This window comes from Rhizobacter sp. Root1221, from assembly GCF_001425785.1.
Classification (GTDB): Bacteria; Pseudomonadota; Gammaproteobacteria; order Burkholderiales; family Burkholderiaceae_C; genus Rhizobacter.
On record NZ_LMDI01000017.1, the window covers coordinates 42,366 to 65,189 of the forward strand.

Consider the following 22,824-nt stretch of genomic DNA (forward strand, 5'->3'; position numbering starts at 1 on the left):
GCGCCGCAACAGCGCCCGCGGGTTTATAATTTTCTGTTTTGAATCAAAGGCTTAGCCATGCCCATCTACGCCTATCGTTGTGAAGCCTGCGGCCACGCGAAAGACGCACTGCAAAAGATCTCCGACCCCGTGCTGACCGTGTGTCCGGCCTGCGGTGCGGACACCTTCCGCAAGCAGGTGACGGCCGCTGGCTTCCAACTGAAGGGTTCGGGCTGGTACGTCACCGACTTCCGCGGTGGCAACTCGGCCAGCGGTGCACCGCCGGCGGAACCCGGTGCCGCCGCGCCGGCACCGGCCGCGGCCGCCAATGCCACGGCTGCACCGAGCCCGGCGCCCGCCGCGTCGTCGCCCGCGCCCGCACCAGCGCCGAGCCCTGCGCCCAAGACCGGCAGTTGATGCCCGGTCTCGTTTCGCTGTCCCAAGGATCCCATTGAAAAAGTACCTGCTCGCCGGCCTGCTCGTGTGGATGCCGCTGGCCATCACCATCTGGGTCCTCAACTCCGTCCTCGGCCTGATGGACGGCGTGTTCTTCGGCGTGATCACCACGGTGCAGTCCGTGGTGTCGTGGCCGCCGGCGCACAGCCTGCTGGGCAGCCTGCGCCAGATCCGCGGCCTGGGTGTGGTGGTGCTGGTGACCGGCCTGCTGCTCACGGGCATGTTCGCCACGAACATCTTCGGCCAGTGGGCGCTGCGCCAGTGGCACCGCGTCCTCAGCAACATCCCGATCGTCAAGTCGATCTACAACTCGGTCAAGCAGGTCTCCGACACCCTCTTCTCGAGCAGCGGCAATGCATTTCGCGAAGCGGTGCTGGTGCAGTACCCTCGGGAAGGTTCGTGGACCATCGCCTTCGTCACCGGCAAACCCGGCGGCGAGGCGGCGGTGCACCTGAGCGGCGACTACCTCAGCGTGTACGTGCCCACCACGCCCAACCCCACGTCGGGCTTTTTCCTGATGGTGCCGCGCGCGGACGTGATCGTGCTGCACATGAGCGTCGACGAAGCGCTCAAGTACGTCATCTCGATGGGGGTGGTCGCCCCTCCCATGCAGCAGACGGCGTTGCCGCGAAATCACATGGGCTGAAGCGGCTGGCGACCCTTCGGCCCTGACGGCTTGCAACACAGCCGACGATGCCCTGAACTACATTTCCTCCCCCGGCCCCGACTGCCGGGGGTGACGACCGAGACCCTGGAGAAACCGATGAGAACAACATATTGCGGGCTGGTGAACGAAGCCCTGATGGACCAGACCGTCACGCTGATGGGCTGGGCCCACCGCCGCCGTGACCACGGTGGCGTGATCTTCATCGACCTGCGCGACCGTGAAGGCCTCGTGCAGATCGTCTGCGACCCCGACCGCGCCGACATGTTCAAGATCGCCGAAGGCGTTCGCAACGAGTTCTGCCTGAAGATGGTGGGCAAGGTGCGCGCGCGCCCGTCCGGCACCGAAAACACCAACCTCACCAGCGGCAAGATCGAGATCCTGTGCCACGAGCTCGAGGTGCTGAACCCCAGCATCACGCCGCCGTTCCAGCTCGACGACGACAACCTGTCGGAAACCACGCGCCTCACGCACCGCGTGCTGGACCTGCGCCGCCCGGTCATGCAGAAGAACATGATCCTGCGCTACCGCGTGGCCATGGAAGTGCGCAAGTTCCTCGATGCCAACGGCTTCATCGACATCGAGACGCCCATGCTCACGAAGAGCACGCCTGAGGGCGCACGCGACTACCTCGTGCCGAGCCGCGTCAACGAAGGCCAGTTCTTCGCGCTGCCGCAGAGCCCGCAGCTGTTCAAGCAGCTGCTGATGGTGGCGGGCTTCGACCGCTACTACCAGATCACCAAGTGCTTCCGCGACGAGGACTTGCGCGCCGACCGCCAGCCCGAGTTCACGCAGATCGACATCGAGACCAGCTTCCTCACCGAGGAAGAGATCCGCTCGATGTTCGAAGGCATGATCCGAAAGGTGTTCAAGACCGCCATCGACGTGGACCTGCCGGAGTACCCGGTGATGAAGTACGCCGAGGCCATGCACCGCTACGGCTCCGACAAGCCCGACCTGCGCGTGAAGCTCGAGTTCACCGAACTGACCGAGGTCATGAAGGACGTCGACTTCAAGGTGTTCTCCACCCCGGCCACCACGGTGGGCGGCCGCGTGGTCGCGCTGCGCGTGCCGGGCGGCGGCGACATGAGCCGCGGCGAGATCGACGGCTACACCGAGTTCGTCAAGATCTACGGTGCCAAGGGCCTCGCGTGGGTCAAGGTCAACGACGTGTCGAAGGGTCGTGAAGGCCTGCAGAGCCCCATCGTCAAGAACCTGCACGACGCCGCCATTGCCGAGATCCTCGCGCGCACGCAGGCTGCCAACGGCGACCTGATCTTCTTCGGCGCCGACAAGGAAAAGGTCGTCAACGACGCCATCGGCGCGCTGCGCGTGAAGATCGGCCACAGCGACTTCGGCAAGGGCCACGGCCTGTTCGAAGACCGCTGGGCCCCGCTGTGGGTGGTCGACTTCCCGATGTTCGAGCACGACGAAGAGGGTGACCGCTGGAACGCGGTGCACCACCCCTTCACGGCGCCGAAGGACGGCCACGAGAACTACATGGACACCGACCCGGGCAAGTGCATTGCCAAGGCCTACGACATGGTGCTCAACGGCTGGGAACTGGGCGGCGGTTCGGTGCGGATCCACCGTGCCGAGGTGCAGAGCAAGGTGTTCAGCGCGCTGAAGATCGGACCGGAAGAAGCCCAGCTGAAGTTCGGCTTCCTGCTGGACGCACTGCAGTACGGCGCCCCGCCGCACGGCGGCCTCGCGTTCGGCCTCGACCGCCTCGTCACGCTGATGACCAAGGCCGAGAGCATCCGCGACGTGATCGCGTTCCCGAAGACCCAGCGCGCACAGGACCTGCTCACGCACGCGCCGAGCCCGGTGGACGAGAAGCAGCTCCGCGAACTGCACATCCGCCTGCGCAACCCGCAGCCAGCGAACAGCTGATCTCCAGCCTGTTCGTTTGAACGACAAGGGCGCCGCGAGGCGCCCTTGTCGTTTCAGCGAACCACCGCCGTGGCCTTGAAAAACGTGTAGCAGAAGCTTCCGTCGGGGTCGGCCGTGCGTTGCAGTGCGCGCACGCCGTCGTCGAATCGCGCTGCATCGGTCAGCCCTGCCGCGAGGGCCGCGGTGCGCACGCCATCGATCATCGCGGTGAATGTGCGGCGGGTGAACGTGTCGGCGAAGCCCGGGCGGCTGCCGTCGGTGTACACGAACCGTGGTGTCACCCGCACGTCGTGCAACCCGGCCGTGGCCAGCAGCGGGTGCAGGCGCCGGCCGATGAACGGGTCGCCGCCCGCGCGCTGCTGCAGCGCCACCTGGCACGCGATGGCGGCGCGAGCCGCCGGAGCGTCCGGGTGGAAGCACGCGGTGCCGTGGTCGCCCTCGATGACCGTCAGCGTGCCACCCGGCCGCACCAGGCGCACGAGTGCCGCCACCGCATCGGCCGGCTGCGGCAGGTGCTCCAGCACGAAGCAGACGAACACGTGATCGAACGACTGCGGCGCGAACCGCAGCGCCATGATGTCCGCCTGGCGGAAGGCGACGTTCGCCAGGCCCGCGGTGTCCACGCGGTGGCGCGCGGTGTCGATCGACTCGGCCGAGCGGTCGACCGATGTGAACCAGGTGCCCGGGCTGCGCCGGGCCAGCTCGACGGTCTGCGCGCCGGTGCCACAGCCGGCCTCCAGCACGTGCGCCCCGGACGCGTAGGTGGTGCCGGCGTGCAGCAGCTCGGCAAGGGCATGGGCCTGGTCGTGCAGGCGGTCGGCTTCGCGCGGGTCGTAGCCGTGGACGTAGGCGGTGGCGGTCATGGGGCAGGGCGGGTGGACTGTGGAGGTCCCAGTGTCCAGGCCGACTGGCCGCGGGTCTTGAACGGAATTGCAATGGGGATGTTGAGACGTGGCTGCGCAGGCTGGCACAGCAGGGACAACGCGTTGGCTGGCGGCTTCTCCGATTTCCTCGTGCGCCACCTTCGTCGGCTGGGCGACGACATCGTCATGGGCATCAAGGGGAGACATATCGATTTCGAGGTCGTCCTCGTCGGCGAAGACGGCCAGGCCCGGCCGGGAGTGAGCGCCGCAATCCGGGCAGAATCGCCAGCGAATGCATCCCTCGGTACACCGCCATGAACAAGGTCGACATCTGCTTTTCACCTGAAGAGATCACCTCCCTGCGTGTGCATGGCGTGGTTCTGTTCTCGGGTCGGGTCATCTTCGATGCTGAACCTCCGATGCCGGAAGCTCGCATGGCCTCCATCGAGGCGCTGTGCGCGGGGCCGGTGCCCGAGGCACTCCTCGCCCTGTGGGCGCAAACCGCAGGCGGCCGGCTGGACTACGACCTCTCGGTGGCCATGAACAGCAACATCGAGTCCGTGAGTTGGTCGGAACTGTTTTGGGACGGCAGCAATGGCTATCGCGACCTGCAGGGCTGGATCGAGCACGAACAAGAGCTTGCTGAAGAAGCCGCGGACGAAGAAGGTCGTGTCTGGAATGGCAAGCTGACGCACCTGCCATTCGGCGGCTTCGAATACCTTGATCGCGTCTATGCGGTGGTGAAACCCGGCGCTGAACACGGCAGCATCGTTGCGTGGAAGCATGGGCTGCCACCAGCCTGGACGCATGCGCTGCACGAGGATGATGCAAGCACCGTCGCGTCCGACCTGCGCGGCGCCTTCGCGGCGCTGCACCTCAACGAAGATCCCCTCGCGCCGGTCAGCGACCATTTCTCCGGCCAGTCACTGCTGGAGTACCTCCATGACCGGTGCGAGGGTCACGGCCTCGAACGCAGCCTGATGGAAAAACTCGTGGCGTTCTATCGTGTCGCGGTGGTCGACTGGCGGGCGCCGCTGGCGACCGGCACGCTGGGCCAGCAGCCGAGCGTCGCACGGGCTGCATTGCGCCATGCCATTGCCACCGACGACGCCCGGTTGGTGGCCCAGCTTGCAGCAGCGGGTGTCAGCTTCCACGGACCGCAGCAGGGCAGTGCGCTGGCGACCGACGTGGCGATCTGCAAGGGCGCCTTCGCGGCGGCCATTGCGCTGGTACACGCCGGCGCCCCGGTTGCGCGTGAGGCCTTGACGAACATCGACAGCCCGATACCCCCGGAGCTGACGAGTGCCTTGCTCGCCCACGGCGCTGCGCCCGAAGTGACGGCGGTCGTCAAGTGTGCGGCTTGTGGCGCAGCCCAGAGCGCACAACTGATCGCGAATGCCTGCGCGCAGACTGGCCTCGACCTGCCAGCAGCGTTCGCGAGCGAGTGCGACGCCACGCTGATCGAACTCAAGGCGACGCTGCTCAAAGTGCGCCGAGGCAAGCTGGGTCATTACCTCGGACCCGAGGGCCTCTCTGCGCGTATCGAGCACCTGCAACGCTTCAAGCTCGTTTGATGGGCGTGGAGCCATTGCGGCATGACCTCACCCACCGCGAGGGTCTTGGCCCCTCTGGTCCACAAGCGCCTCGAGCGGGACCCCCATCGCCTCGCCAGCGGGGGGATGTCTGCGGTTCTGTCCCAGGCCGTGGTGGCACGACGCTCGTCGCGTACATCGAGGCCCTGGTGGCAGGCGCCCTGCGGGACTGATCGCAGCGCAGCAGGCAGTCATGAACTGGCTTAGGCAGCCTCCCGCGCGAACGCGTCGGCGCCGAGTGCCCGTGCCGCGACGAGGTGGGGCGTGCCACCCTGCCCATTCACCCCCAGCAAGAGCTCCGAGGTGACGACCCGCGCCCCGCAGAAATCGAAGATGCCGTGGTCGATCTGCTTGCGCATCGCCTGGTCGTAACCGTGCCGTGCATAGGTGCCGCCGTCTGCGCCGCCGATGCCGATGAGGTGGACGGCGAGGCGGCCGAGTCGCTGGCCGAGCGTGCCGTCCGGCGCCTCGTCGTAGGCCCAGCCATTGGAGAACACGCGGTCGATCCAACCCTTCAGCTGACCAGGGAAGGACCACCAGTAGACGGGATAGACGAGGACGAGGGCGTCGGCCCGGTCGATGCGCGCCTGCTCCCGCACGATGTCCGCCGGCAACGGCTGCTGGAGAAAATAAGCAGAGCGGTCGGCCTGGTTGAACGCCGGCTGGAAGCCTTCCGCGGCGATGTCGGCGATCTCGGTGGTGTGGTCACCCGATTGGGCAACCCCTTCGGCAAACGAGTGCGCGACGGCGTGCGTGAGAGACTTCGGATCGGGATGGCTGACGACGATGAGGGCGTGCATGGGCGTGCTCCTGGTTGGTTTAAACTACTGTTGGTAGATTACCTTTGGTAAGTTTTCAATGTCAAGCAAGCGGATGAAGCCGGCTGTCGAAGCCCCGACGAGAAAGCGCCTTTCCAAGGAGGACCGGCACCGGCAGCTCCTGGATGTGGCGTGGGCCATCGTGCGGAGCGCCGGCACCGACGCGCTCACGCTGGGCTACGTGGCGGAGTGCGCCGGGGTGACGAAGCCCGTGGTGTACGACCACTTCGGCACCAGGACCGGCCTGCTCGGTGTCCTCTACGGGGAGTACGACAGTCTGCAGCACGCACGCATGGACGAGGCGCTGCGCACGTCCGGAAAATCGCTCCCGGCCGTGGCGAAGGTGATCGCCGCCGCCTACGTCAACTGCGTCATGGAAATGGGCCGCGAGATGCCTGGTGTCAGCGCCGCGCTGGCGGGGTCTCCCGAGCTCGACGCCTTGAAGAAGAAGCATGAGGCGGCGTTCCTGGCGAAATGCCAGGCGGCGCTGCAGCCGTTTGCAAAGCAGCCCCTTGGGCCGGCAGCCATGCGGGCGATGCTGGGCACGGCGGAGGCCGTGTCGTTTGCCGCAGCGGCGGGCGAGATCGAGCCTGCGGACGCAGAGAACGAGATCCAGGACACCATCTTGCGCATTGCGCGGAGGACGTGACTTACACCCACCAGTGCGCGCATCTGCCACGCGTTGGATGACCGATATCCTCGCTGAGGACCTGCCCGATGGCGCACCGACGCTTTGAATTTGCGATGCCGGCGAGCGAGGACATCGTCTTCGACGCCTTCCACTACCACCACTGGCGCCTCCGCTGGGACTCGCTGGTCCGCGCGACGCGCGTGCAGGGCGACGCGCCATGCCCCTTCGTTGGTGCCGTGACGGAAAGCGCCGGCGCGGGTGCATTGCGTCGCGTGTCGATGAAGACGCGCTTCGTGTCCTACGACCGCCCACGCGTTGCAGCAGCCATGATGGTGGGACGTTCGTTCCCGTTCAGACGCTGGGCCGCATCAATGCAGCACCGCGCCGACGGACCAAGCCGGTCATGGCTGATTTACACCTATACCTTCGAGGTCGGCCCACCCCTGCTGCGTTGGCTTCTCGAGCCGCCGGTCGCATGGGTGTTCGACTGGCAGACACGTCGCCGCTTTGCACGCTTGCGCGCGTTCCTGCAAGCGCACGCCGCCGAAATCGAGCATGGTCAGCCGGAGCACAGTGCATGACTGCCTGTTTTGCCGTGAAGTGGCTTTGAATGCTGTCAAGCGTGGTCCTCGTTGGCACCGGCTTGCCTCGCCGCTCGTGACAGTCACCGGGCGGTCAAGTGCTGGTTTGGGTTAGCTCCACGGCGACATTGGCCCCATGGAAATCGATCCGGGACTATGCTGCCTGAACACCACGGAGAGATCACTTGATCAACACCACGTTCAAACCCGCCTACCTGAATTCGCTCATGACAGCCGGAGCGAACCTCGAACTTCCGTACAACGATTTGGCGCCTCATGCCAACGACCGGATGACCGCGGCCTTGGAGCTTGCGAAACACGCGAAGGAAACCCAGCGGCACCTCAAGTTCGTCGGGATCAGTGCAGGCACGTCGGGAATCAAGCACCTTGCCGAGGAAGGTGCCGGGTACGTCACCTTCTCGCTCGTGTACTGATCAGGGCGTCCCGCGCCCCTTGTTCATTCATCGATCTGCAACGGAATAGCGCGCATGGACTCTCGCGATAACGATCGGACGCTCGAGAGTTGGCTCGTGCGGGCATACGGCCGCGTGCAAGGCGTCGGTTACCGGGATGCTTGCGTGCGGCATGCCCGGGTGCTGGGCATCACCGGTTGGGTCCGCAACCGCATGGATGATTCGGTCGAGGCGATGCTGCAAGGTTCGTCGGAACAGCTTGCGGACATGTGCAACTGGCTGCGCGACGGCATGCCCGCCGCAATCGTCGACAAGCTCGACGTCACGCCGCTGCAGCCGCCGTTTCCCCGCTTCGACCATTTCGAACGTCTGCCCACCCTGTAGGCTGGCAGGCGAGAACGCGAGACTAGGTGAGGCCGCGCAGTTCCCTCAACGCCACCGACAACATCGCAGCATCCGGCGCCGGCACCGCGCGCAGCTCGCCGAGCAACTGCCCGGCACGTTCGATGGTGCGGCCATTGCTGGCTTGCCAGGCCTCGACCAGCGCGGCCGGCGAGTCGATGTCACCACCACCGGTCAGCACCGCGCCGGTGATCGAGCGCTGCAGGCCCCACAGGTCGTCGAGCATGGCGCCCTTGGCAAGCGTCTGCCAATGCTGGTCGCCCGGTAGCGCGGTGATCTTGTCGCGCAGCCACGGCATACCCAGGCGGTTGGCGAGGTCGAAGTAGATCGCGGCCACCAGTTCCACGGGCCAACGTGCGCTGCCGGCGATCTCGGCGATGTCGAGCGTGGCGTACAGCGTGCCGAAGGTCACCACCCGATCGGCCAGTTCGCGTGGCACGCCGCCCGCCTCGTAGTGGGCCGCAGCGGCGTCGACGCGGGCGCGTTCGTCCGCATCGAGCCACTGCGGCAGGCGTGCGGCGAGCTTGGTGACGTTCGAGGTGAAGTGCTCGATCGTGACCCCCATGTCGTCGATGAGCCGGCGCGAACGCAGGAACCACTTGGTGCCGCGTTCGAGTTGTCGGCTGGTGTCGATCAGCATCAGAGACTGCATCTCGTCGGCCACCTTGTTGTCGAGTGACTCGATCGCCTGCCACAGGCTCACCATGCCGAAGATTTCCCGGCTCAACAGGTACGCTCGCACGATCTCGAAGGCGCGTGCGCCGGTGGTTTCGAGCAAGCGGTGCACGAAGGTGCTGCCGACCCGGTTGATCATGCTGTTGGTGACGTGCGTGGCGATGATCTCGCGCTTGAGCGGGTGGCGCTGCATGTAGCCGCTGAACCGTTCCTGCAGCAACGGCGGGAAGTAGCGCTCCAGCGCAGTTGACACCCAGGGATCGTCGGGCAAGGTCGAGCCGAGCAACTCGTCGTAGAGCCAGATCTTGCTGTAGGCGAGCAGCACCGCGCGCTCCGGGCTGGTCAGGCCCTGTCCCTTGCCGCGCCGGTCGGCGATCTCCTCGTTCGACGGCAGGAACTCGATCGCGCGGTTGAGCCGCTCGGCCTTTTCAAGGTACAGCATGAACCGCGCCTGCGCGTCCATCAGCTGTGGCGCCATGCGGCCCGTGACCGAGAGCACCTGGGTCTGGAAGACGTTGTCTCGCAGCACCAGCGCGGCGACGTCGTCGGTCATTCCCGGCAGCAACGCGTTGCGCTGCTTGTCGGTGAGTTCGCCCTCGCTGACGGCCAGGCCGAGCAGGATCTTGATGTTGACCTCATGGTCCGAGGTGTCGACCCCGGCCGAGTTGTCGATCGCATCCGTGTTGATGCGCCCACCCGCGAGCGCGTACTCGATGCGGCCCAGCTGGGTGCAGCCCAGGTTCCCGCCCTCGGCGAACACCTTGCAGCGCAGTTCCTTGCCGTTGACCCGCAGCGCGTCGTTGGCGCGGTCCCCGACCTGCGCGTGGCTTTCGCCAATGGCCTTCACGTAGGTGCCGATGCCGCCGTTGTAGACCAGGTCCAGCGGTGCCTTGAGGATGGCATTGACCAGTTCGGTCGGCGTCATCGCATTGGCGGTGATGCCCAGTGCACGCTGCACTTCGGACGTGATCAGGATCGACTTCGCGCTGCGGGCGTGCACGCCGCCACCGGCCGAGATCAGCCCGGCGTCGTAGTCGGCCCACGACGATCGCGGCAGCCTGAAGAGGCGCTCACGTTCGGCGAACGCCTTCTCGGGATCGGGCTGCGGGTCGAGGAAGATGTGGCGGTGATCGAACGCCGCCAGCAGGTGGATGTGGCGCGACAACAGCATGCCGTTGCCGAACACGTCGCCCGACATGTCGCCGATGCCGGCCACCGTGAAAGCGCGCGCCTGCGTGTCGACACCCATCTCGCGGAAATGGCGCTTGACCGATTCCCAGGCCCCGCGCGCGGTGATGCCCATGGCCTTGTGGTCGTAGCCCACCGAGCCACCGGAGGCGAACGCGTCCCCGAGCCAGAAGCCGTATTCCTTGCTGATGCCGTTGGCGTAGTCCGAGAAGGTCGCCGTGCCCTTGTCGGCGGCCACGACCAGATACGGGTCGTCGGAGTCGTAGCGCCTGACCTGTGGCGGCGGCACGATCTTGTCGCCGACGCGGTTGTCGGTGATGTCCAGGAGGCCGCGCAGGTAGTCCTGGTAGCAGGCCACACCCTCCTTCATGAACGCCTCGCGGTCGCTGGCCGGCGGCGCCTTCTTCAGCACGAAGCCGCCCTTCGATCCGACCGGCACGATGACGGTGTTCTTCACCATCTGCGCCTTCACGAGGCCCAGCACTTCCGTGCGGAAGTCTTCAGGACGGTCGGACCAGCGCAGGCCGCCGCGTGCCACCTTGCCCCCTCGCAGGTGCACCCCTTCGAAGCGGGTCGAGTAGACGAAGATCTCGAACATCGGTTTCGGTGCGGGCAGGCCCGGCACCTTGGACGAATCGAACTTGAACGACAGGAAGCCGCGTCGCCGGCCGGCGGCGTCGCGGCACCAGAAGTTCGTCCGGGTGGTGGCGAGCATCAGCGCCAGGTACTGGCGCAGCACGCGATCCTCCGACAGGTTGTCGACCTGCTCGAGCGCGGCCGATATCGCAGTCACCTGCGCCGCGGCGCGGGCATCGGCATCGGCGCCGCCGGCCGGGTCGAATCGCAGCTCGAAGAGCTGGGTGAGCTGGCGTGCGATCCCTGCGTGCGCCACCAGTGTCGCCTCGATGAAGGCGTGCGAGAGCGCAAAGCCGATCTGCCGCATGTACTTCGCATAGGCACGCAGCACCACGATCTGCTCTGCCGGCAGGCGCGCTGCCACCACGAGGCGGTTGAAGTCGTCATCCTCGACGGCGCCGCGCAGCACGGCTGCGAACGCGTTCTCGAACACCTCGTGCAGCGCGTCGACCTCGACCTCCGCGTCGCCGAGGCTCGACATCAGACCGAAGTCATGGATCCAGATCGGCGCCGAGCCTTGCGGCGTGATGCGGTATGGATGTTCGTCGAGCACCTTCATGCCCATGTGCTCGAGCATCGGCAGGCTGGCCGACAAGGTCAGCGGCTCGCCCCGGCGCAGCAGCTTGAAGCGCAGGTTGCCGGGCGGCGCCTCGAGCGGGCGGTACAGGCTCATGCCCACCGGTTCGGCGTCACCGAGCCGGGTCATCAGTTCGACGTCGGGCACCGCGGCGCGGGCCGCGAACTCTTCGCGGTAGCCGGCCGGGAAGGCGCCGCCGAACTGACGCAACAGCTGGATGCCGCGAGCCTCGCCCAACGCCTCGATCAGCGCCGTCTTCAAGTCGTCGTCCCAGCGCCGCGCGGCCGAGACCAGGCGTGCTTCGAGCTCACGCGCGTCGAACGCCGGGATCTGCCCTGGCTGCGTGCGGACCGTGATCTGGACCCGCGCCAGCACCGATTCGGACAGGTGCACGTTGAACTCCGAGTTGCTGCCATTGAAGGCTTGCATCAGGATCGCCTGCCACTTCTGGCGCAGTTCGGTCGTGTAGTGCTCGCGCGGCGCGTAGATCAGGCAGGACACGAAGCGCTCGAACGGGTCACGCCGCACGAAGAGGCGGAACCGCTGGCGCTCGCCCAGGTGCAGGATGGCCACCGCGGTTTGCAGCAGGTCATCGCCGCTGGTCTGGAACAGCTCGTCGCGCGGATAGGTTTCGAGGATGTTGATCAAGGCCTTGCCGGCATGACTGCCTGGTGCCAGGCCGGCGCGCGCGACCACGTCGGCCACCTTGCGCCGCAACAACGGGATGTCGGCCGGGTTGGCGCTGTACGCGGTGGAGGTGAACAGGCCCAGGAAGCGGTCTTCGCCGCACACCGCACCATCGGCACCGAAGCGCTTGACGGCGACGTAGTCGAGGTAGCCCGGCCGGTGCACGGTGGAGCGCGCGGTCGACTTCGTCACCACCAGCAGCTCGGGCCGGCGCACCTGCGCACGCACCTCGGGCGGCAGCGCGGCAAAGGCGGCGACCGCATCGAGCGCTGCCACCTCGCGCAGGATGCCGAGGCTCGAATCGGCAACGATGTTCAATGCGTCCTGTCCATCCACGATCGCCAGCTCGTGGCGGCGGTAGCCCAGGAAGGTGAAGTGGTTGTCGTCCAGCCAGCGCAGGAAGGCCGTGCCTTCGGCCAGTTCTTCGGTTGCAATGGGCGGCGCGTGCTGCTGCTGATCATGGATGATGTCGAGCATGCGCTGGCGCATGGCTCTCCAGTCGGCCACCGCCAATCGCACGTCGCCGAGGACGCGGGCCACATCGGCGGCCAGCGCGTCGAGCTGGGACGACTCGGGCACACGGTCGACCTCGACGTGGATGAACGATTCATGCGGGCCGCCGCCGTCGCCGGCCAGTCCCTGCAGCACGCCGTCGGCGTCACGATTCACGGCCACCAGCGGATGAATGATCAGGTGCAGCGTGAGCCCGTGGCGGTTGACCTCCATCGTCACCGAGTCGACGAGGAAGGGCATGTCGTCGTTGACGATCTCGATGACGGTGTGGGTCGACTGCCAGCCGTGTTCGGCGATCGTCGGGTTGAACGCCCGCACCCGCGCGCGACCGGGTTCGCGCTTGCGGGCAAAGCCCCAGTGCGACAGCGCCGCACCGTACAGGTCGGCCACCTGCCGCTCGGCCAGTTCATCGGGGTCGACCTGGGCAAAGTACGTTTGTGCGAAGTCGGTCAGCGCCTCACGCTGGTCGGGGGCGACCTTGGCGCGCACCAGCTTGACGACTTCGTCCGTGCGCTCGGCGCGCCGGCCGGTTTCGTTGGTCTGCGTCAGCATGCTTGTCTCCTGTCCGGTCGTTGAATCCGTTGACATCGTTCAGCGGTGCGTGGTGGCTTGGCGCCAGGCCCCCGGCGTGAAGCCGAAGTGCCGGTTGAACTGGCGCGTCATGTGGCTCTGGTCGGCGAACCCGGTGTCGGCTGCGGCATCGGCCAGGCTGGACCCGCGCGCGATCAGGCCCCGCGCCCGTTCCGCGCGCCGCAGCAGGCCCCAAGCGTGAGGCGGCACGCCGTGCAGCTTCTCGAACCGGCGCAGCAGCTGGAAGCGGCTGAGGCCGGTGGCCTCGGCCAGTTCGGCGAGCGTGGGCGGTGGAACGCCCTCGGCGGCGAGGCGGTCGCGCACGCTGTCCATGGCCGCGTCGGCAGCCTCGCAGGGCGGCCGGGTCGTGGTGTGGCGGGCCATCAGCTGCGCGCAGATGGTGACCAGGGCTTCCTCGTTGGCCAGCGGGGTCGCGTCGCCGACGGCGAGCCGTTGGAAAAGGTGACCCAGCGAGGCGGCCAGCTGCGGGTCCTGCATCACGGGGCGTGTCAGCCGGAGGTCGTGCGTGTCGGTGAAAGCCGCCATCGCCGCCGGTGAGAGGTAGAGCATGCGCCAGCGCCGCGGTGAACCACCGATGGGCCGGCCGTCGTGCACCTCACCAGGGTTCGTGGCGATCAGGTCGCCGGCGTAGGCATCGACATCGCCCCGGCCGCTGGCCGAATGCTGCGCACCGTCCACCACCAGGCCGACCCCGAAGGTGTCGTGCCAGTGGCGGCCGAAATGACGGTCACTTTCGATGTCGGTGCAGTGGACGCCATCCCAGGGGGCGACGACCCAGCGGCAGCGGTGGCTCATCCGGGCATTATGTGCCTCCGCCGCGTCCGGTGCAGGAGCGAGCAGAGCACTTCAGCTGGCGGCACCTCGTGCCAGCGCTGACGCCACGACCACCCCCAGCGGCGTGGTGTCCCTGCCGATGAGGCGAGAGAGGTCTTGACGCTCGCTGTAGACATCGCCGTTGGCGACGCCCGTGTCGGCAAGGGCAAGCGCCGTCGCGACCAACTCGGGGAGCTCGAAGCTGACCAGAAGTTGTTGGTACGCCGCCTCCGGCAGGTCCACGTAGTGCACGCTGCGGCCCGACTGCTTCGCGAGTTCTGCCGCCACATCGGCCAGGGTGAAGCTGCTGTCTCCCGCCAGCTCATAGATGGACTGCAGGCGTTCACCAGAGGTCAGCACGGTCGCTGCCGCCTCTGCGTAGTCGGCCCGCGAGGCTCCGGAGATTCGTCCGGCGCCGGCCGCCCCGTACAACTCGCCAGACTGCACGGCATGCTCCGCGTTCATCACATAGTTCTCCGTGTACCAACCGTGGCGCAGGAACACGAAGGGCTTGCCTGAAGCGACGATCATCTGCTCGGTCTCGCGGTCCTCGCTGGCGAACGGGATCCGGCAGGTATCTGCACGGAGCATACTGGTGTACGCGATGAACGTCACAGTGCCGGAGGCTTTGACGGCGTCGATGACGACCTTGTGTTGCGCGACACGGGCGCCGATGTCGCTGGCTGAAATCAGCAAGACCTTCTCGACACCCTGCAGGGCCGCAGGCCAGTGCCCGGGCTGCTCGTAGTCGCCGAGCCGCACCTGGATGCCCAGGGCTTCGAGGTCCTGTGCCTTGGCCGGGTTGCGGACGGCGGCCACGATCCGGTTCGCCGGAAGCGTCTTCAGAAGTTGTGCAATCACGAGACGGCCCAGTTGGCCCGTCGCGCCTGTGATCAGGATCATGGCGTGTTCCCAAGGTTTGAGGAAATGAAACGGCGGGCTGGGGACCTCAGGTCCTGGTCGTCAACGCGACCAGGCGGTCGCGCAAGCCGGCGACATCCGGCAGGAGGGCTTCATGCGTCTGCGACATGAACGCGAGCCAGGCGCCATCGGCGGCCAGGCGCACGATCTCCAGCATGGGGTCGTTGTCGGTTTCGCCGTGTCGTGCGAGGCGCTCGGTCATCCAGTCCCCCCACATCTGCTGCAAGACCGGCTCCGTGATCATCGACATGGACAAGGCCTTCCACGGGTCCAGCGCGTTCTCGCCGCTCTCTTCGAACAAGACCTTCACGTACGCACGTGTGAACCGCCCATGCTGCACGGGGTCTTCAGCCAGCAGCGCGTCAATCCGCTGGCCGCACTGTTCGAGCAGATCGTCGAACACGGCGTCCACCATGGCCTTCTTGTTCGGGAAATGGTGGAAGAGCCCGCCCTTGGTGACACCGGCCGCTTCGGCAACGGCCTGGACCGTGACACCCGCGACACCATGCTCGGCGGCCATCCGGGCCGCGTTGTCCAGCAACGCCCGGCGAACTTGCTCCGGTTGCTTCTTGCGTTGATGCGCATGGCTCATGGTCAGTGTCCGCTGCTTGTAGAGAAGAGGTTGATGACGATCACGCCCGACACGATCAGCGCGATGCCGAGGATGGCAGGCGCATCGAGCATCTGCCGGAACACGATGGCCCCGACGGCGGCGGTCAGGATGATGCCGAGCCCGCCCCAGATGGCGTAGGCAATGCCCAGGGGCAGACTCCTGAGCGCCTGGGACAGGAAGTAGAAGGACGCGGCATAGAGCACAGCCATCGCCAGCGTCGGAACCAGGCGGGTGAACTGCGCGGACTTCTGAAGGAACGCCGTTCCGAGAACCTCGGAGGCGATGGCGCCGGCAAGCCAACCGTAGGCGGCAGGGGTGGGGTTCATTTCATCAACCTGTTGTGCAGGATGCGAATAATACCGACCAAGCGGTATGTTTTCAACACGAATTTGAGAGGTACGACGCTAACAGGCGGTCTGCTCGGCAGTGCAGGTCGCACCGGGGGCTGTCGGCAGCGGGCACTGGGTCGTTGCCGGCATCTCGGCCGGTCTCCCGCGACGGTATCCTAGGGCCATGCCCGATGACACCCCAGCCGATCGCCCGCCGAAGATCCCCGAATCCGTCCTGGTCGTGATCCACGATCCCGCTTGGCGTGTGCTCGTGATGGAGCGGGCGGCCAACCCGGGGTTCTGGCAGAGCGTGACCGGCTCGAAGGACTTCGTGGGCGAGGACCCGCGCGACACCGCGGTGCGCGAGGTGGCGGAGGAAACGGGCATCGTGGTCGGGTCACCGGCCGTGCCGGCCGAGGCCCTGCAGGACTGGGGCATGGAAAACGTCTACGAGATCTACCCGGTGTGGCGCCACCGCTATGCGCCGGGGGTGACCCACAACACCGAGCACGTGTTCGGGCTGTGTGTGCCCGAAGGCACCCCCGTCACGCTCGCGCCGCGCGAACACACCCGCCACGACTGGCTGCCCTGGCGCGAGGCCGCGGACCGCTGCTTCTCGCCGTCGAACGCGGCGGCCATCCTGCAACTGCCCCGCTTCCTCGCATGAGCCAACTGCGTTTCCCGAAAAGCACCACCCATGCGGCCGACGTGCTGCGTGTGGCCACGTACAACATCCACAAGGGCGTGCGGGGGCTGGGGCCGCGCAAGCGGCTCGAGATCCACAACCTGGTGCTCGGCATCGAGGCGCTCGACGCCGACCTGGTGTTCCTGCAGGAGGTGCGCAGCTTCAACCACGGCGAGGCACGCGCCTTCCCCGACCCGCACCGCGGCTGGCCGCGCGCCGCGCAGTCCGACTACCTCGCTCCCGACGGCTACCAGGCGGCCTACCGCACCAACGCCATCACGCCCGACGGCGAACACGGCAACGCGCTGCTGTCGCGCTGGCCCATGCTGGGCGAGGCGGGTCACCACGACGTGTCGGACCACCGCTTCGAGCAGCGCGGCCTGCTGCACGCGGTGATCGACTGGAATGGCACCCAGGTGCACACCATCGTGGCCCACCTCGGGTTGATGCATTCGAGCCGCATGCGGCAGGTCGATCGCATCGCCGCGTTCATCAAGGCGCATGTGCCACCCGGCGAACTGCTGGTGCTGGCCGGCGACTTCAACGATTGGGGCGAGCGCCTCGGCGCGCCCATCAAGGCCATGGGCCTGCGCCGCGCGGAGCATGCCGGGTCGCCCACCCAGCGCACGTTCCCGTCACGGGTGCCGGTGTTTTCGCTCGACCGCATCTATGTGCGCGGCCTGCGCTGCGTGGGCACGCACGTGCCTCGCGGACCGGCGTGGGCCCGCATGTCCGACCACTTGCCGCTGGTCGCCGAGCTGGAACTGGTGGACGAATGAGGTCGGCCGACACCTCCCTGACGCGGGCCGCGGTGCGCGCCATCTTCACGGGCGGCAACCGCGCCACGCTGCTGCGCGGCGGCGATGCGCTGTTCCCGGCCATGGTGGACGCCATCGCGTCGGCTCGCCACGAGGTGTGGCTCGCGACGTACATCTACACGAACGAAGGCAGGGTGAAGGCCATCACGCAGGCGCTGGCCGATGCCGCGCGGCGTGGGGTGCGGGTCAAGCTCGTGCTCGACGGCTTCGGCTGCCGCATCGACCTGCCCAGGCTGCAGGCCGAGTTGTGCCCGGCCGGTGCGGAGATCGAGGTATTCCGGCGCATCGACCGATGGTGGAACTGGCTGCAGCCGGGGCAGTTGCGGCGCCTGCACCAGAAGATCTGCGTGGTGGACGGCGAGGTGGCATTCGTGGGCGGGGTCAACCTGCTCGACGACCGGTACGACCAGGTGCACGGGTGGACCGACACGCCGCGGCTCGACTTCGCCGTGCGGGTGGTGGGGCCGGTGGTGGTGCCCATCGAGCAGGCGGTGAGGGCGTTGTTCACGCGCGCCCACCTCGGCAGCAACTTCCGCCACGAGATCGCCTCGCTCGCCCGCAGTGCCGAACCCGTGGCACGGGCCCGCCGCATGATGCGCCGCCTGCGCATGTCGCCCACCGGCGCCGATGCGACCGGCGCGGCGCTCGCTCCCGTGCGGGCGGCGTTCGTGCTGCGCGACAACCTGCGCCGGCGCCGCGCCATCGAACGCGCGTACATCGACGCCATTCGCAACGCCCGCGAGCGGGTGGACCTCGTGTCGCCGTACTTCTATCCCGGCCGGGCGTTCCGGCGCGTGCTGCGCCAGGCGGCGCGCCGAGGCGTGCAGGTGCGCCTGCTGATGCAGGGCAAAGTGGACTACCGCATCGCCGCGCTCGCCGCACGGGCGCTGTACGACGAGATGCTGGCCGACGGTGTGCGCATCTTCGAGTACACGCCGGCGTTCCTGCACGCGAAGGTGGCGCTCGTGGACAGCGACTGGGCCACGGTGGGCAGCTCCAACATCGACCCGCTGTCGCTGCTGCTGAACCTGGAGGCGAACGTGATGGTGCGCGATGCCGACTTCAACCGGTCGCTCGCCCACGAGTTCGACACGGCGGTGGCGGTGTCGCAGGAGATCGATGCGCGGCACCAGGTGCACCCCACGGGCGTGCGCGCATCGGTTCGGCGGTGGTGGGTGGCCTGGTGCGCCCACGTGTACCTCAAGATCGCCGGGGCCACCGGCCGATATTGAGGGCCCCCCAGTCGCTTCGCTCCTGCCCCCGAGGGGCGACCCCGGGTCGGCCGGCAAAGCCGGTCCTCGCGGGTGGCTTGATGTGCGGTTTCGCTTTGCTCGCCTCCTCCTGGCGTTGGCGGTTCGGGGCGTTGCCCGCTGTCGGCTCGGCGTTCGCGCGCATCTTTGGGTTACCTTTCTGGGCGCCGGAGCAGCCCCACACCGGAGCACTTTCTCCCGGCAAGGCATGATCGGCGCTGCCGCCGTGTGGCGGCGCCCGGGATGATGGCGATGGACACCTACGACTGCGACTTCTTTGTCGTTGGCGCCGGCAGCGGCGGCGTGCGCGCGAGCCGCATGGCCGCGGCGCGTGGTGCCAGCGTGATCGTGGCCGAAGGCGGCGCGCTCGGTGGCACGTGCGTGAACCTCGGTTGCATTCCGAAGAAGCTCTACAGCCATGCCGCCCACTACGCCGAACTGTTCGAGGAGTCGGTCGGTTTCGGCTGGGCGCCCCACGAGCCGTCGTTCGACTGGCCGAAGCTCAAGGCACGCCGTGCAGCCGAGATCGCGCGGCTCAACGGTGTGTACGACAACCTGCTGGCCAACGCCGGCGTGCGCCTCGTGCGGGGCTGGGCGCGCCTGGCCGACGCCCACACGGTGGTGGTGCGGCACGAGTCCGGCGCCGAGAACCGCTTCACCGCGCGCCACATCCTGCTGGCCACGGGCGGGCGGCCGCAGGCACCGTCCGGTGCGGGCGCCGACAGCGCGGTGACATCCGACGACATGTTCGACCTGGACCCGTTCCCGCGCCGGCTGGTGGTGGTGGGCGGCGGCTACATCGCCTGCGAGTTCGCGTCCATCTTCGCCGGCCTCGGCAGCGAGGTCACCCTCGTGCACCGCGGGCCGCGGCTGCTGCGCGGGTTCGACGACGAGGTGGCCGCCTTTGCCGCGGCCGAGATGCAGAAGAAGGGCCTCACGCTGCGCCTCAATGCCATGGTCACCAGCGTGCGCCGCCTCGGCGGCGCCCAGGTGGTGCAGTTGAGCGACGGTGCCACCGTGGAGGCCGACACCGTGCTGCAGGCCACCGGGCGGGCGGCGTTCACCGAAGGCCTGGGGCTCGAAGCGCTGGGCATCACGCTGCATGCCGACGGCACGGTGCCGGTGGACGAACACTTCAACACCGTGGTGCCGTCGGTGCACGCGATCGGCGACCTGGTGGGCCACAAGGCGCTCACGCCGGTGGCGCTGGCCGAGGCGATGGTGCTGGTGGACAGGCTGTTCGGCGACGGCACGCGCCCGCCGCTCGACTACGACACCATCGCCACCGCGGTGTTCACGCACCCCAACATCGGCACCGTGGGCAAAAGCGAGGAACGCGCCCGCAAGGACCATGGCGACGTGCGCATCTTCCGCGCCGAGTTCAAGGCGCTCAAGCACACACTGAGCGACAGCACCGAACGCACGCTGATGAAGATCGTGGTCGATGCGGCCACCGACCGCGTGCTGGGCATGCACATGGTGGGGGCCGACGCCGGGGAGGTGATCCAGGGGTTCGCCGTGGCCGTGCAGGCCGGCCTCACAAAGGCCCAGATCGACCGCACCATCGGCATCCACCCCACCGTGGCCGAGGAATTCGTGACCATGCGCGAACCGGTCCGATGAGCGTGGCCCCGCAGGACGTGCTGCTGGCCGGTGTCGACTTCACGAGCCGGCCCACCCGCCGCAAGCCCATCACGGTGGCCATGGGCCACCAGTCGCGCGGGGTGGTGCGCGTGGAGCGGCTCCACGAACACGACACCTTCGCCGGCTTCACGGCCTGGCTCGCGCAGCCGGGGCCGTGGGTGGGCGGGTTCGACTTCCCGTTCGGCCTGCCGCGCGAACTCGTCGAGACCCTGGGCTGGCCGGCCACCTGGCACGCATCCATGCTGCACTTCAACGGCCTGACCCGCGACGAGGTGCGCGGCACCTTCGCTGCATTCTGCGATGCGCGGCCGGTGGGCGCGAAGTTCGCGCACCGGGCCACCGACGGCCCGGCCGGGTCGTCTCCGTCGATGAAGTGGGTCAACCCGCCGGTCGCGCTGATGATGCACGCCGGTGTGCCGCTCCTGCTGGAGGCCGGAGTCGAGATCGCGGGCCTGCACCCGGGCGACGGCACCCGCGTGGCACTGGAGGCGTACCCCGGCCTGCTGGCCCGCGAGCTCATCGGCAACCGGTCGTACAAGAGCGACGAGAAGGCGAAACAGACACCCGAGCGGTTCATTGCACGCAAGGACCTGGTCGAGGCGCTCGAACAAGGGCGCACGCGGCTCGGCCTGCGGGTGCGGCTCAGCCACGCGATGCGCGACACGCTGGTGGCCGACGCCTCGGGCGACCGGCTCGACGCCGTGCTGTGCCTGGTGCTGGCCGCCTGGGGGGCGGGGCAGCCGGGATACGGCCTGCCCGCCGGCATGGACCCGCTCGAAGGGTGGATCGTCGGCGCGTGACGCCGGAGCTGCCTCCTGCACCAAAATCCGGCCCGCGGATGCACGCGACGTCCAAAACCTGAACGGCACAACGGACTCCGGGTTGACCGGGCCCCCACGGCCGGGCGGTACGCCTAAGATGGGCGCGTCCGTGGGCCGTCATGCAGGGGCAAAGCCTCGCAAATCCCGTGGACATGCCACGGGGGTGCGCCATGAAGAGCTTGCAGATCCTGCATCTGGAGGATGACGCGTTCGACGCCGACCTTGTCCACCGCGAGGTGGCCCGGCTCGATGTGTCACCCGTCTGGGTCAACGCCGCGTCGGCCGACGAATTCTTCTCGGCCATCGCCGCCGGTGGCTTCGACGCCATCCTGTCCGACAACCGGGTGGACGGCATCGAGGGCATCCAGGCCCTGAAGGTGGCGAAGGAGCGATACCCCGACGTGCCGTTCATCTTCGTCAGCGGCAACGCCGATCCGCGCTGGGCTGAACACTGCATCGAGGCCGGCGCCACCGACTACGTGGCGAAGGAACAGCTGTGGCGGCTGCCGAGCGCGCTGAAGCGCCTGAACGATGCGCGCGAGTCCCGGCGCCTCACCACCCTGACACGTGCCCGCGCCGTGCTGGTGGACGCGGTGCGCGACCTGTCGCTCGCGCGCAGCGTGGACGCCATCGCGCACATCGTGCGCCGGGCTGCCCGCCAGCTCAACCAGGCCGACGGTGCGACGTTCATCCTGCGCGACGGCGATCTGTGCCACTACGTCGACGAGGACGCCATCTCGCCGCTGTGGAAAGGGGGGCGGTTCCCGATGTCGGCCTGCATCAGCGGCTGGGCCATGCTGCACGGCCAGCCCGCGGTGATCCGCGACATCTACGAGGATGCCCGCATCCCGCACGACGTGTACCGCCCCACGTTCGTCAAGAGCCTCGTGATGGTGCCCATCCGCGCGGAGGCCCCCATCGGTGCCATCGGCAACTACTGGGCGCGCGAACACGAGGCCACCGCGGACGAGGTGCTGCTGATCCAGGCGCTGGCCGATTCCACGTCGCTCGCGTTCGAGAACGTGGCGCTCATCGAAGGCCTGGAGCGCCGGGTGCAGCAGCGCACGCTCGAGCTCGAAGCCGCGAACAAGGAGCTGGAGGCGTTCAGCTATTCGGTGTCGCACGACCTGCGCGCGCCACTGCGGGCCGTGCAGGGCTACAGCGACCTGCTGGCCACCGAGGCGAATCCGCCGCTCGAAGGGCAGCAGCTGCTCTTCCTCGAGAACATCCGCACGTCCGCGCGGCGCATGAACACGCTGATCGACGACATGCTGACCTTGTCCAAGGTCACCCGGCAGGAGATGTGGCGGCTTCCGGTGAAGCTCGGGCTCATTGCACGCGACGTCGTCAACAAGCTGCGGGCCGCGTCGCCCGATCGCCAGGTGACGGTCGACGTCGATGACGACCTGGTGGTGCAGGGCGATGCGGGGCTGCTGCGGCTGGCGGTGGAAAACCTGTTGTCGAACGCCTGGAAGTTCACCGGCAAGCGCGACGACGCCCGCATCGCGTTCCGCGGCGAGCCCGATCCGGCCGGCCACACGGTGTTCACCGTGCAGGACAACGGGGCCGGTTTCGACATGGCCTATGCGGGCCAGCTGTTCGAGCCCTTCCGGCGCATGCACCGGGAGTCCGAATTCCCCGGCACCGGCGTGGGCCTTGCGATCGTGCGGCGCGTGGTGGAGCGCCACGGCGGCGGGATCGAGGTTGATGCGGCGAAGGGGCAGGGTGCGCGCTTTCGCATCACGCTGCCCGGGGCATCGTGAGCCAGGTC

General features: G+C 67.8%; 22 protein-coding genes. 15 read left to right on the forward strand and 7 right to left on the reverse strand.

Features of this window, described 5'->3' with window-relative positions; genetic code table 11:
- The first annotated feature begins 57 nt into the window (after nucleotides 1–57).
- The 3 genes from ASC87_RS14065 (at nucleotide 58) to aspS (ending at nucleotide 2,992) form a co-directional block, all read left to right on the forward strand.
- Nucleotides 58–396: an FmdB family zinc ribbon protein gene (locus ASC87_RS14065; protein WP_056662763.1), complete on the forward strand. Its 339-nt coding sequence runs from the start codon at nucleotides 58–60 to the stop codon at nucleotides 394–396.
- Between the two features lie 34 nt (nucleotides 397–430).
- Complete coding sequence (locus ASC87_RS14070) at nucleotides 431–1,081, forward strand: DUF502 domain-containing protein (protein ID WP_082568627.1); 651 nt, start codon at nucleotides 431–433, stop codon at nucleotides 1,079–1,081.
- A gap of 117 nt (nucleotides 1,082–1,198) precedes the next feature.
- Nucleotides 1,199–2,992, forward strand: coding sequence for an aspartate--tRNA ligase (aspS, locus tag ASC87_RS14075; protein ID WP_056662907.1), 1,794 nt, complete (start codon nucleotides 1,199–1,201; stop codon nucleotides 2,990–2,992).
- A 53-nt stretch (nucleotides 2,993–3,045) separates the two neighbouring features.
- Here the strand turns inward: aspS and ASC87_RS14080 are convergent, their stop codons facing one another.
- Nucleotides 3,046–3,855, reverse strand: a complete 810-nt coding sequence (locus ASC87_RS14080; protein WP_056662766.1) for a methyltransferase domain-containing protein — start codon at nucleotides 3,853–3,855, stop codon at nucleotides 3,046–3,048.
- 78 nt (nucleotides 3,856–3,933) lie between these two features.
- On the opposite strand from ASC87_RS14080, the gene ASC87_RS14085 reads away from it, so the two are divergent.
- A complete protein-coding gene (locus ASC87_RS14085) occupies nucleotides 3,934–4,173 on the forward strand; it encodes a hypothetical protein (RefSeq protein ID WP_200954358.1) in 240 nt (79 codons plus the stop codon).
- Nucleotides 4,170–5,429 (forward strand): hypothetical protein, encoded by a 1,260-nt coding sequence (locus ASC87_RS14090; RefSeq protein ID WP_056662771.1) that lies wholly within the window; start codon nucleotides 4,170–4,172, stop codon nucleotides 5,427–5,429. Before ASC87_RS14085 ends, ASC87_RS14090 begins: the two co-directional genes overlap by 4 nt.
- 221 nt (nucleotides 5,430–5,650) lie before the next feature.
- Here ASC87_RS14090 and ASC87_RS14095 read toward each other — a convergent pair whose 3' ends face one another.
- Nucleotides 5,651–6,247 (reverse strand): NAD(P)H-dependent oxidoreductase, encoded by a 597-nt coding sequence (locus tag ASC87_RS14095; protein WP_056662774.1) that lies wholly within the window; start codon nucleotides 6,245–6,247, stop codon nucleotides 5,651–5,653.
- Between the two features lie 73 nt (nucleotides 6,248–6,320).
- On the opposite strand from ASC87_RS14095, the gene ASC87_RS14100 reads away from it, so the two are divergent.
- From ASC87_RS14100 to ASC87_RS14115, 4 genes are all read left to right on the forward strand, one after another.
- Entirely contained in the window at nucleotides 6,321–6,914 is a 594-nt protein-coding gene (locus ASC87_RS14100) for a TetR/AcrR family transcriptional regulator (protein ID WP_235582170.1), read from the forward strand.
- A gap of 68 nt (nucleotides 6,915–6,982) precedes the next feature.
- Nucleotides 6,983–7,477, forward strand: coding sequence for a hypothetical protein (locus ASC87_RS14105; protein ID WP_056662778.1), 495 nt, complete (start codon nucleotides 6,983–6,985; stop codon nucleotides 7,475–7,477).
- Nucleotides 7,478–7,662: 185 nt separating this feature from the next.
- A complete protein-coding gene (locus tag ASC87_RS14110; protein WP_056662781.1) occupies nucleotides 7,663–7,911 on the forward strand; it encodes a hypothetical protein in 249 nt (82 codons plus the stop codon).
- 54 nt (nucleotides 7,912–7,965) lie between these two features.
- On the forward strand, nucleotides 7,966–8,274 hold the full coding sequence (locus ASC87_RS14115) for an acylphosphatase (protein ID WP_056662784.1): 309 nt from the start codon (nucleotides 7,966–7,968) through the stop codon (nucleotides 8,272–8,274).
- A 22-nt stretch (nucleotides 8,275–8,296) separates the two neighbouring features.
- Here the strand turns inward: ASC87_RS14115 and ASC87_RS14120 are convergent, their stop codons facing one another.
- From ASC87_RS14120 to ASC87_RS14140, 5 genes are read right to left on the reverse strand one after another with little or no spacing between them, the layout of a single operon-like run.
- A complete protein-coding gene (locus tag ASC87_RS14120; RefSeq protein WP_056662787.1) occupies nucleotides 8,297–13,120 on the reverse strand; it encodes an NAD-glutamate dehydrogenase in 4,824 nt (1,607 codons plus the stop codon).
- A 39-nt stretch (nucleotides 13,121–13,159) separates the two neighbouring features.
- The gene (locus tag ASC87_RS14125; RefSeq protein ID WP_056662790.1) at nucleotides 13,160–13,954 is read right to left on the reverse strand and encodes an AraC family transcriptional regulator; all 795 of its coding nucleotides are present in this window, start codon (nucleotides 13,952–13,954) and stop codon (nucleotides 13,160–13,162) included.
- A 51-nt stretch (nucleotides 13,955–14,005) separates the two neighbouring features.
- Complete coding sequence (locus ASC87_RS14130) at nucleotides 14,006–14,875, reverse strand: SDR family oxidoreductase (RefSeq protein ID WP_056662793.1); 870 nt, start codon at nucleotides 14,873–14,875, stop codon at nucleotides 14,006–14,008.
- A gap of 46 nt (nucleotides 14,876–14,921) precedes the next feature.
- The gene (locus tag ASC87_RS14135; RefSeq protein ID WP_056662796.1) at nucleotides 14,922–15,485 is read right to left on the reverse strand and encodes a TetR/AcrR family transcriptional regulator; all 564 of its coding nucleotides are present in this window, start codon (nucleotides 15,483–15,485) and stop codon (nucleotides 14,922–14,924) included.
- A gap of 2 nt (nucleotides 15,486–15,487) precedes the next feature.
- Nucleotides 15,488–15,832: a multidrug efflux SMR transporter gene (locus tag ASC87_RS14140; RefSeq protein WP_056662799.1), complete on the reverse strand. Its 345-nt coding sequence runs from the start codon at nucleotides 15,830–15,832 to the stop codon at nucleotides 15,488–15,490.
- Nucleotides 15,833–16,019: 187 nt separating this feature from the next.
- Between ASC87_RS14140 and nudB the strand changes: the two genes are divergently transcribed.
- The 6 genes from nudB (at nucleotide 16,020) to ASC87_RS14170 (ending at nucleotide 22,816) form a co-directional block, all read left to right on the forward strand.
- Nucleotides 16,020–16,502, forward strand: coding sequence for a dihydroneopterin triphosphate diphosphatase (nudB, locus tag ASC87_RS14145; protein WP_056662802.1), 483 nt, complete (start codon nucleotides 16,020–16,022; stop codon nucleotides 16,500–16,502).
- A complete protein-coding gene (locus ASC87_RS14150; RefSeq protein WP_056662805.1) occupies nucleotides 16,499–17,299 on the forward strand; it encodes an endonuclease/exonuclease/phosphatase family protein in 801 nt (266 codons plus the stop codon). The genes nudB and ASC87_RS14150 overlap by 4 nt, the downstream gene beginning before the upstream one ends.
- A complete protein-coding gene (gene clsB, locus ASC87_RS14155; RefSeq protein WP_056662808.1) occupies nucleotides 17,296–18,570 on the forward strand; it encodes a cardiolipin synthase ClsB in 1,275 nt (424 codons plus the stop codon). Before ASC87_RS14150 ends, clsB begins: the two co-directional genes overlap by 4 nt.
- A 270-nt stretch (nucleotides 18,571–18,840) precedes the next feature.
- A complete protein-coding gene (gene gorA, locus ASC87_RS14160; RefSeq protein WP_056662910.1) occupies nucleotides 18,841–20,211 on the forward strand; it encodes a glutathione-disulfide reductase in 1,371 nt (456 codons plus the stop codon).
- Nucleotides 20,208–21,032, forward strand: a complete 825-nt coding sequence (locus ASC87_RS14165) for a DUF429 domain-containing protein (protein ID WP_056662811.1) — start codon at nucleotides 20,208–20,210, stop codon at nucleotides 21,030–21,032. Before gorA ends, ASC87_RS14165 begins: the two co-directional genes overlap by 4 nt.
- 191 nt (nucleotides 21,033–21,223) lie before the next feature.
- Entirely contained in the window at nucleotides 21,224–22,816 is a 1,593-nt protein-coding gene (locus ASC87_RS14170; RefSeq protein WP_056662814.1) for an ATP-binding protein, read from the forward strand.
- The last annotated feature ends 8 nt before the right edge of the window (nucleotides 22,817–22,824 follow it).

Coding starts and splice junctions, on each gene's coding strand:
- ASC87_RS14165 (WP_056662811.1), top strand. CDS start 20,208: ATGAGCGTGGCCCCGCAGGACGTGCTGCTGGCCGGTGTCGACTTCACG.
- ASC87_RS14150 (WP_056662805.1), top strand. CDS start 16,499: ATGAGCCAACTGCGTTTCCCGAAAAGCACCACCCATGCGGCCGACGTG.
- ASC87_RS14100 (WP_235582170.1), top strand. CDS start 6,321: ATGAAGCCGGCTGTCGAAGCCCCGACGAGAAAGCGCCTTTCCAAGGAG.
- ASC87_RS14065 (WP_056662763.1), top strand. CDS start 58: ATGCCCATCTACGCCTATCGTTGTGAAGCCTGCGGCCACGCGAAAGAC.
- ASC87_RS14120 (WP_056662787.1), bottom strand. CDS start 13,120: ATGCTGACGCAGACCAACGAAACCGGCCGGCGCGCCGAGCGCACGGAC.
- ASC87_RS14105 (WP_056662778.1), top strand. CDS start 6,983: ATGGCGCACCGACGCTTTGAATTTGCGATGCCGGCGAGCGAGGACATC.
- nudB (WP_056662802.1), top strand. CDS start 16,020: ATGCCCGATGACACCCCAGCCGATCGCCCGCCGAAGATCCCCGAATCC.
- ASC87_RS14090 (WP_056662771.1), top strand. CDS start 4,170: ATGAACAAGGTCGACATCTGCTTTTCACCTGAAGAGATCACCTCCCTG.
- ASC87_RS14085 (WP_200954358.1), top strand. CDS start 3,934: ATGTTGAGACGTGGCTGCGCAGGCTGGCACAGCAGGGACAACGCGTTG.
- ASC87_RS14130 (WP_056662793.1), bottom strand. CDS start 14,875: ATGATCCTGATCACAGGCGCGACGGGCCAACTGGGCCGTCTCGTGATT.
- ASC87_RS14170 (WP_056662814.1), top strand. CDS start 21,224: ATGAAGAGCTTGCAGATCCTGCATCTGGAGGATGACGCGTTCGACGCC.
- ASC87_RS14125 (WP_056662790.1), bottom strand. CDS start 13,954: ATGAGCCACCGCTGCCGCTGGGTCGTCGCCCCCTGGGATGGCGTCCAC.
- clsB (WP_056662808.1), top strand. CDS start 17,296: ATGAGGTCGGCCGACACCTCCCTGACGCGGGCCGCGGTGCGCGCCATC.
- ASC87_RS14135 (WP_056662796.1), bottom strand. CDS start 15,485: ATGAGCCATGCGCATCAACGCAAGAAGCAACCGGAGCAAGTTCGCCGG.
- gorA (WP_056662910.1), top strand. CDS start 18,841: ATGGACACCTACGACTGCGACTTCTTTGTCGTTGGCGCCGGCAGCGGC.
- ASC87_RS14115 (WP_056662784.1), top strand. CDS start 7,966: ATGGACTCTCGCGATAACGATCGGACGCTCGAGAGTTGGCTCGTGCGG.
- ASC87_RS14140 (WP_056662799.1), bottom strand. CDS start 15,832: ATGAACCCCACCCCTGCCGCCTACGGTTGGCTTGCCGGCGCCATCGCC.
- ASC87_RS14095 (WP_056662774.1), bottom strand. CDS start 6,247: ATGCACGCCCTCATCGTCGTCAGCCATCCCGATCCGAAGTCTCTCACG.
- ASC87_RS14080 (WP_056662766.1), bottom strand. CDS start 3,855: ATGACCGCCACCGCCTACGTCCACGGCTACGACCCGCGCGAAGCCGAC.
- aspS (WP_056662907.1), top strand. CDS start 1,199: ATGAGAACAACATATTGCGGGCTGGTGAACGAAGCCCTGATGGACCAG.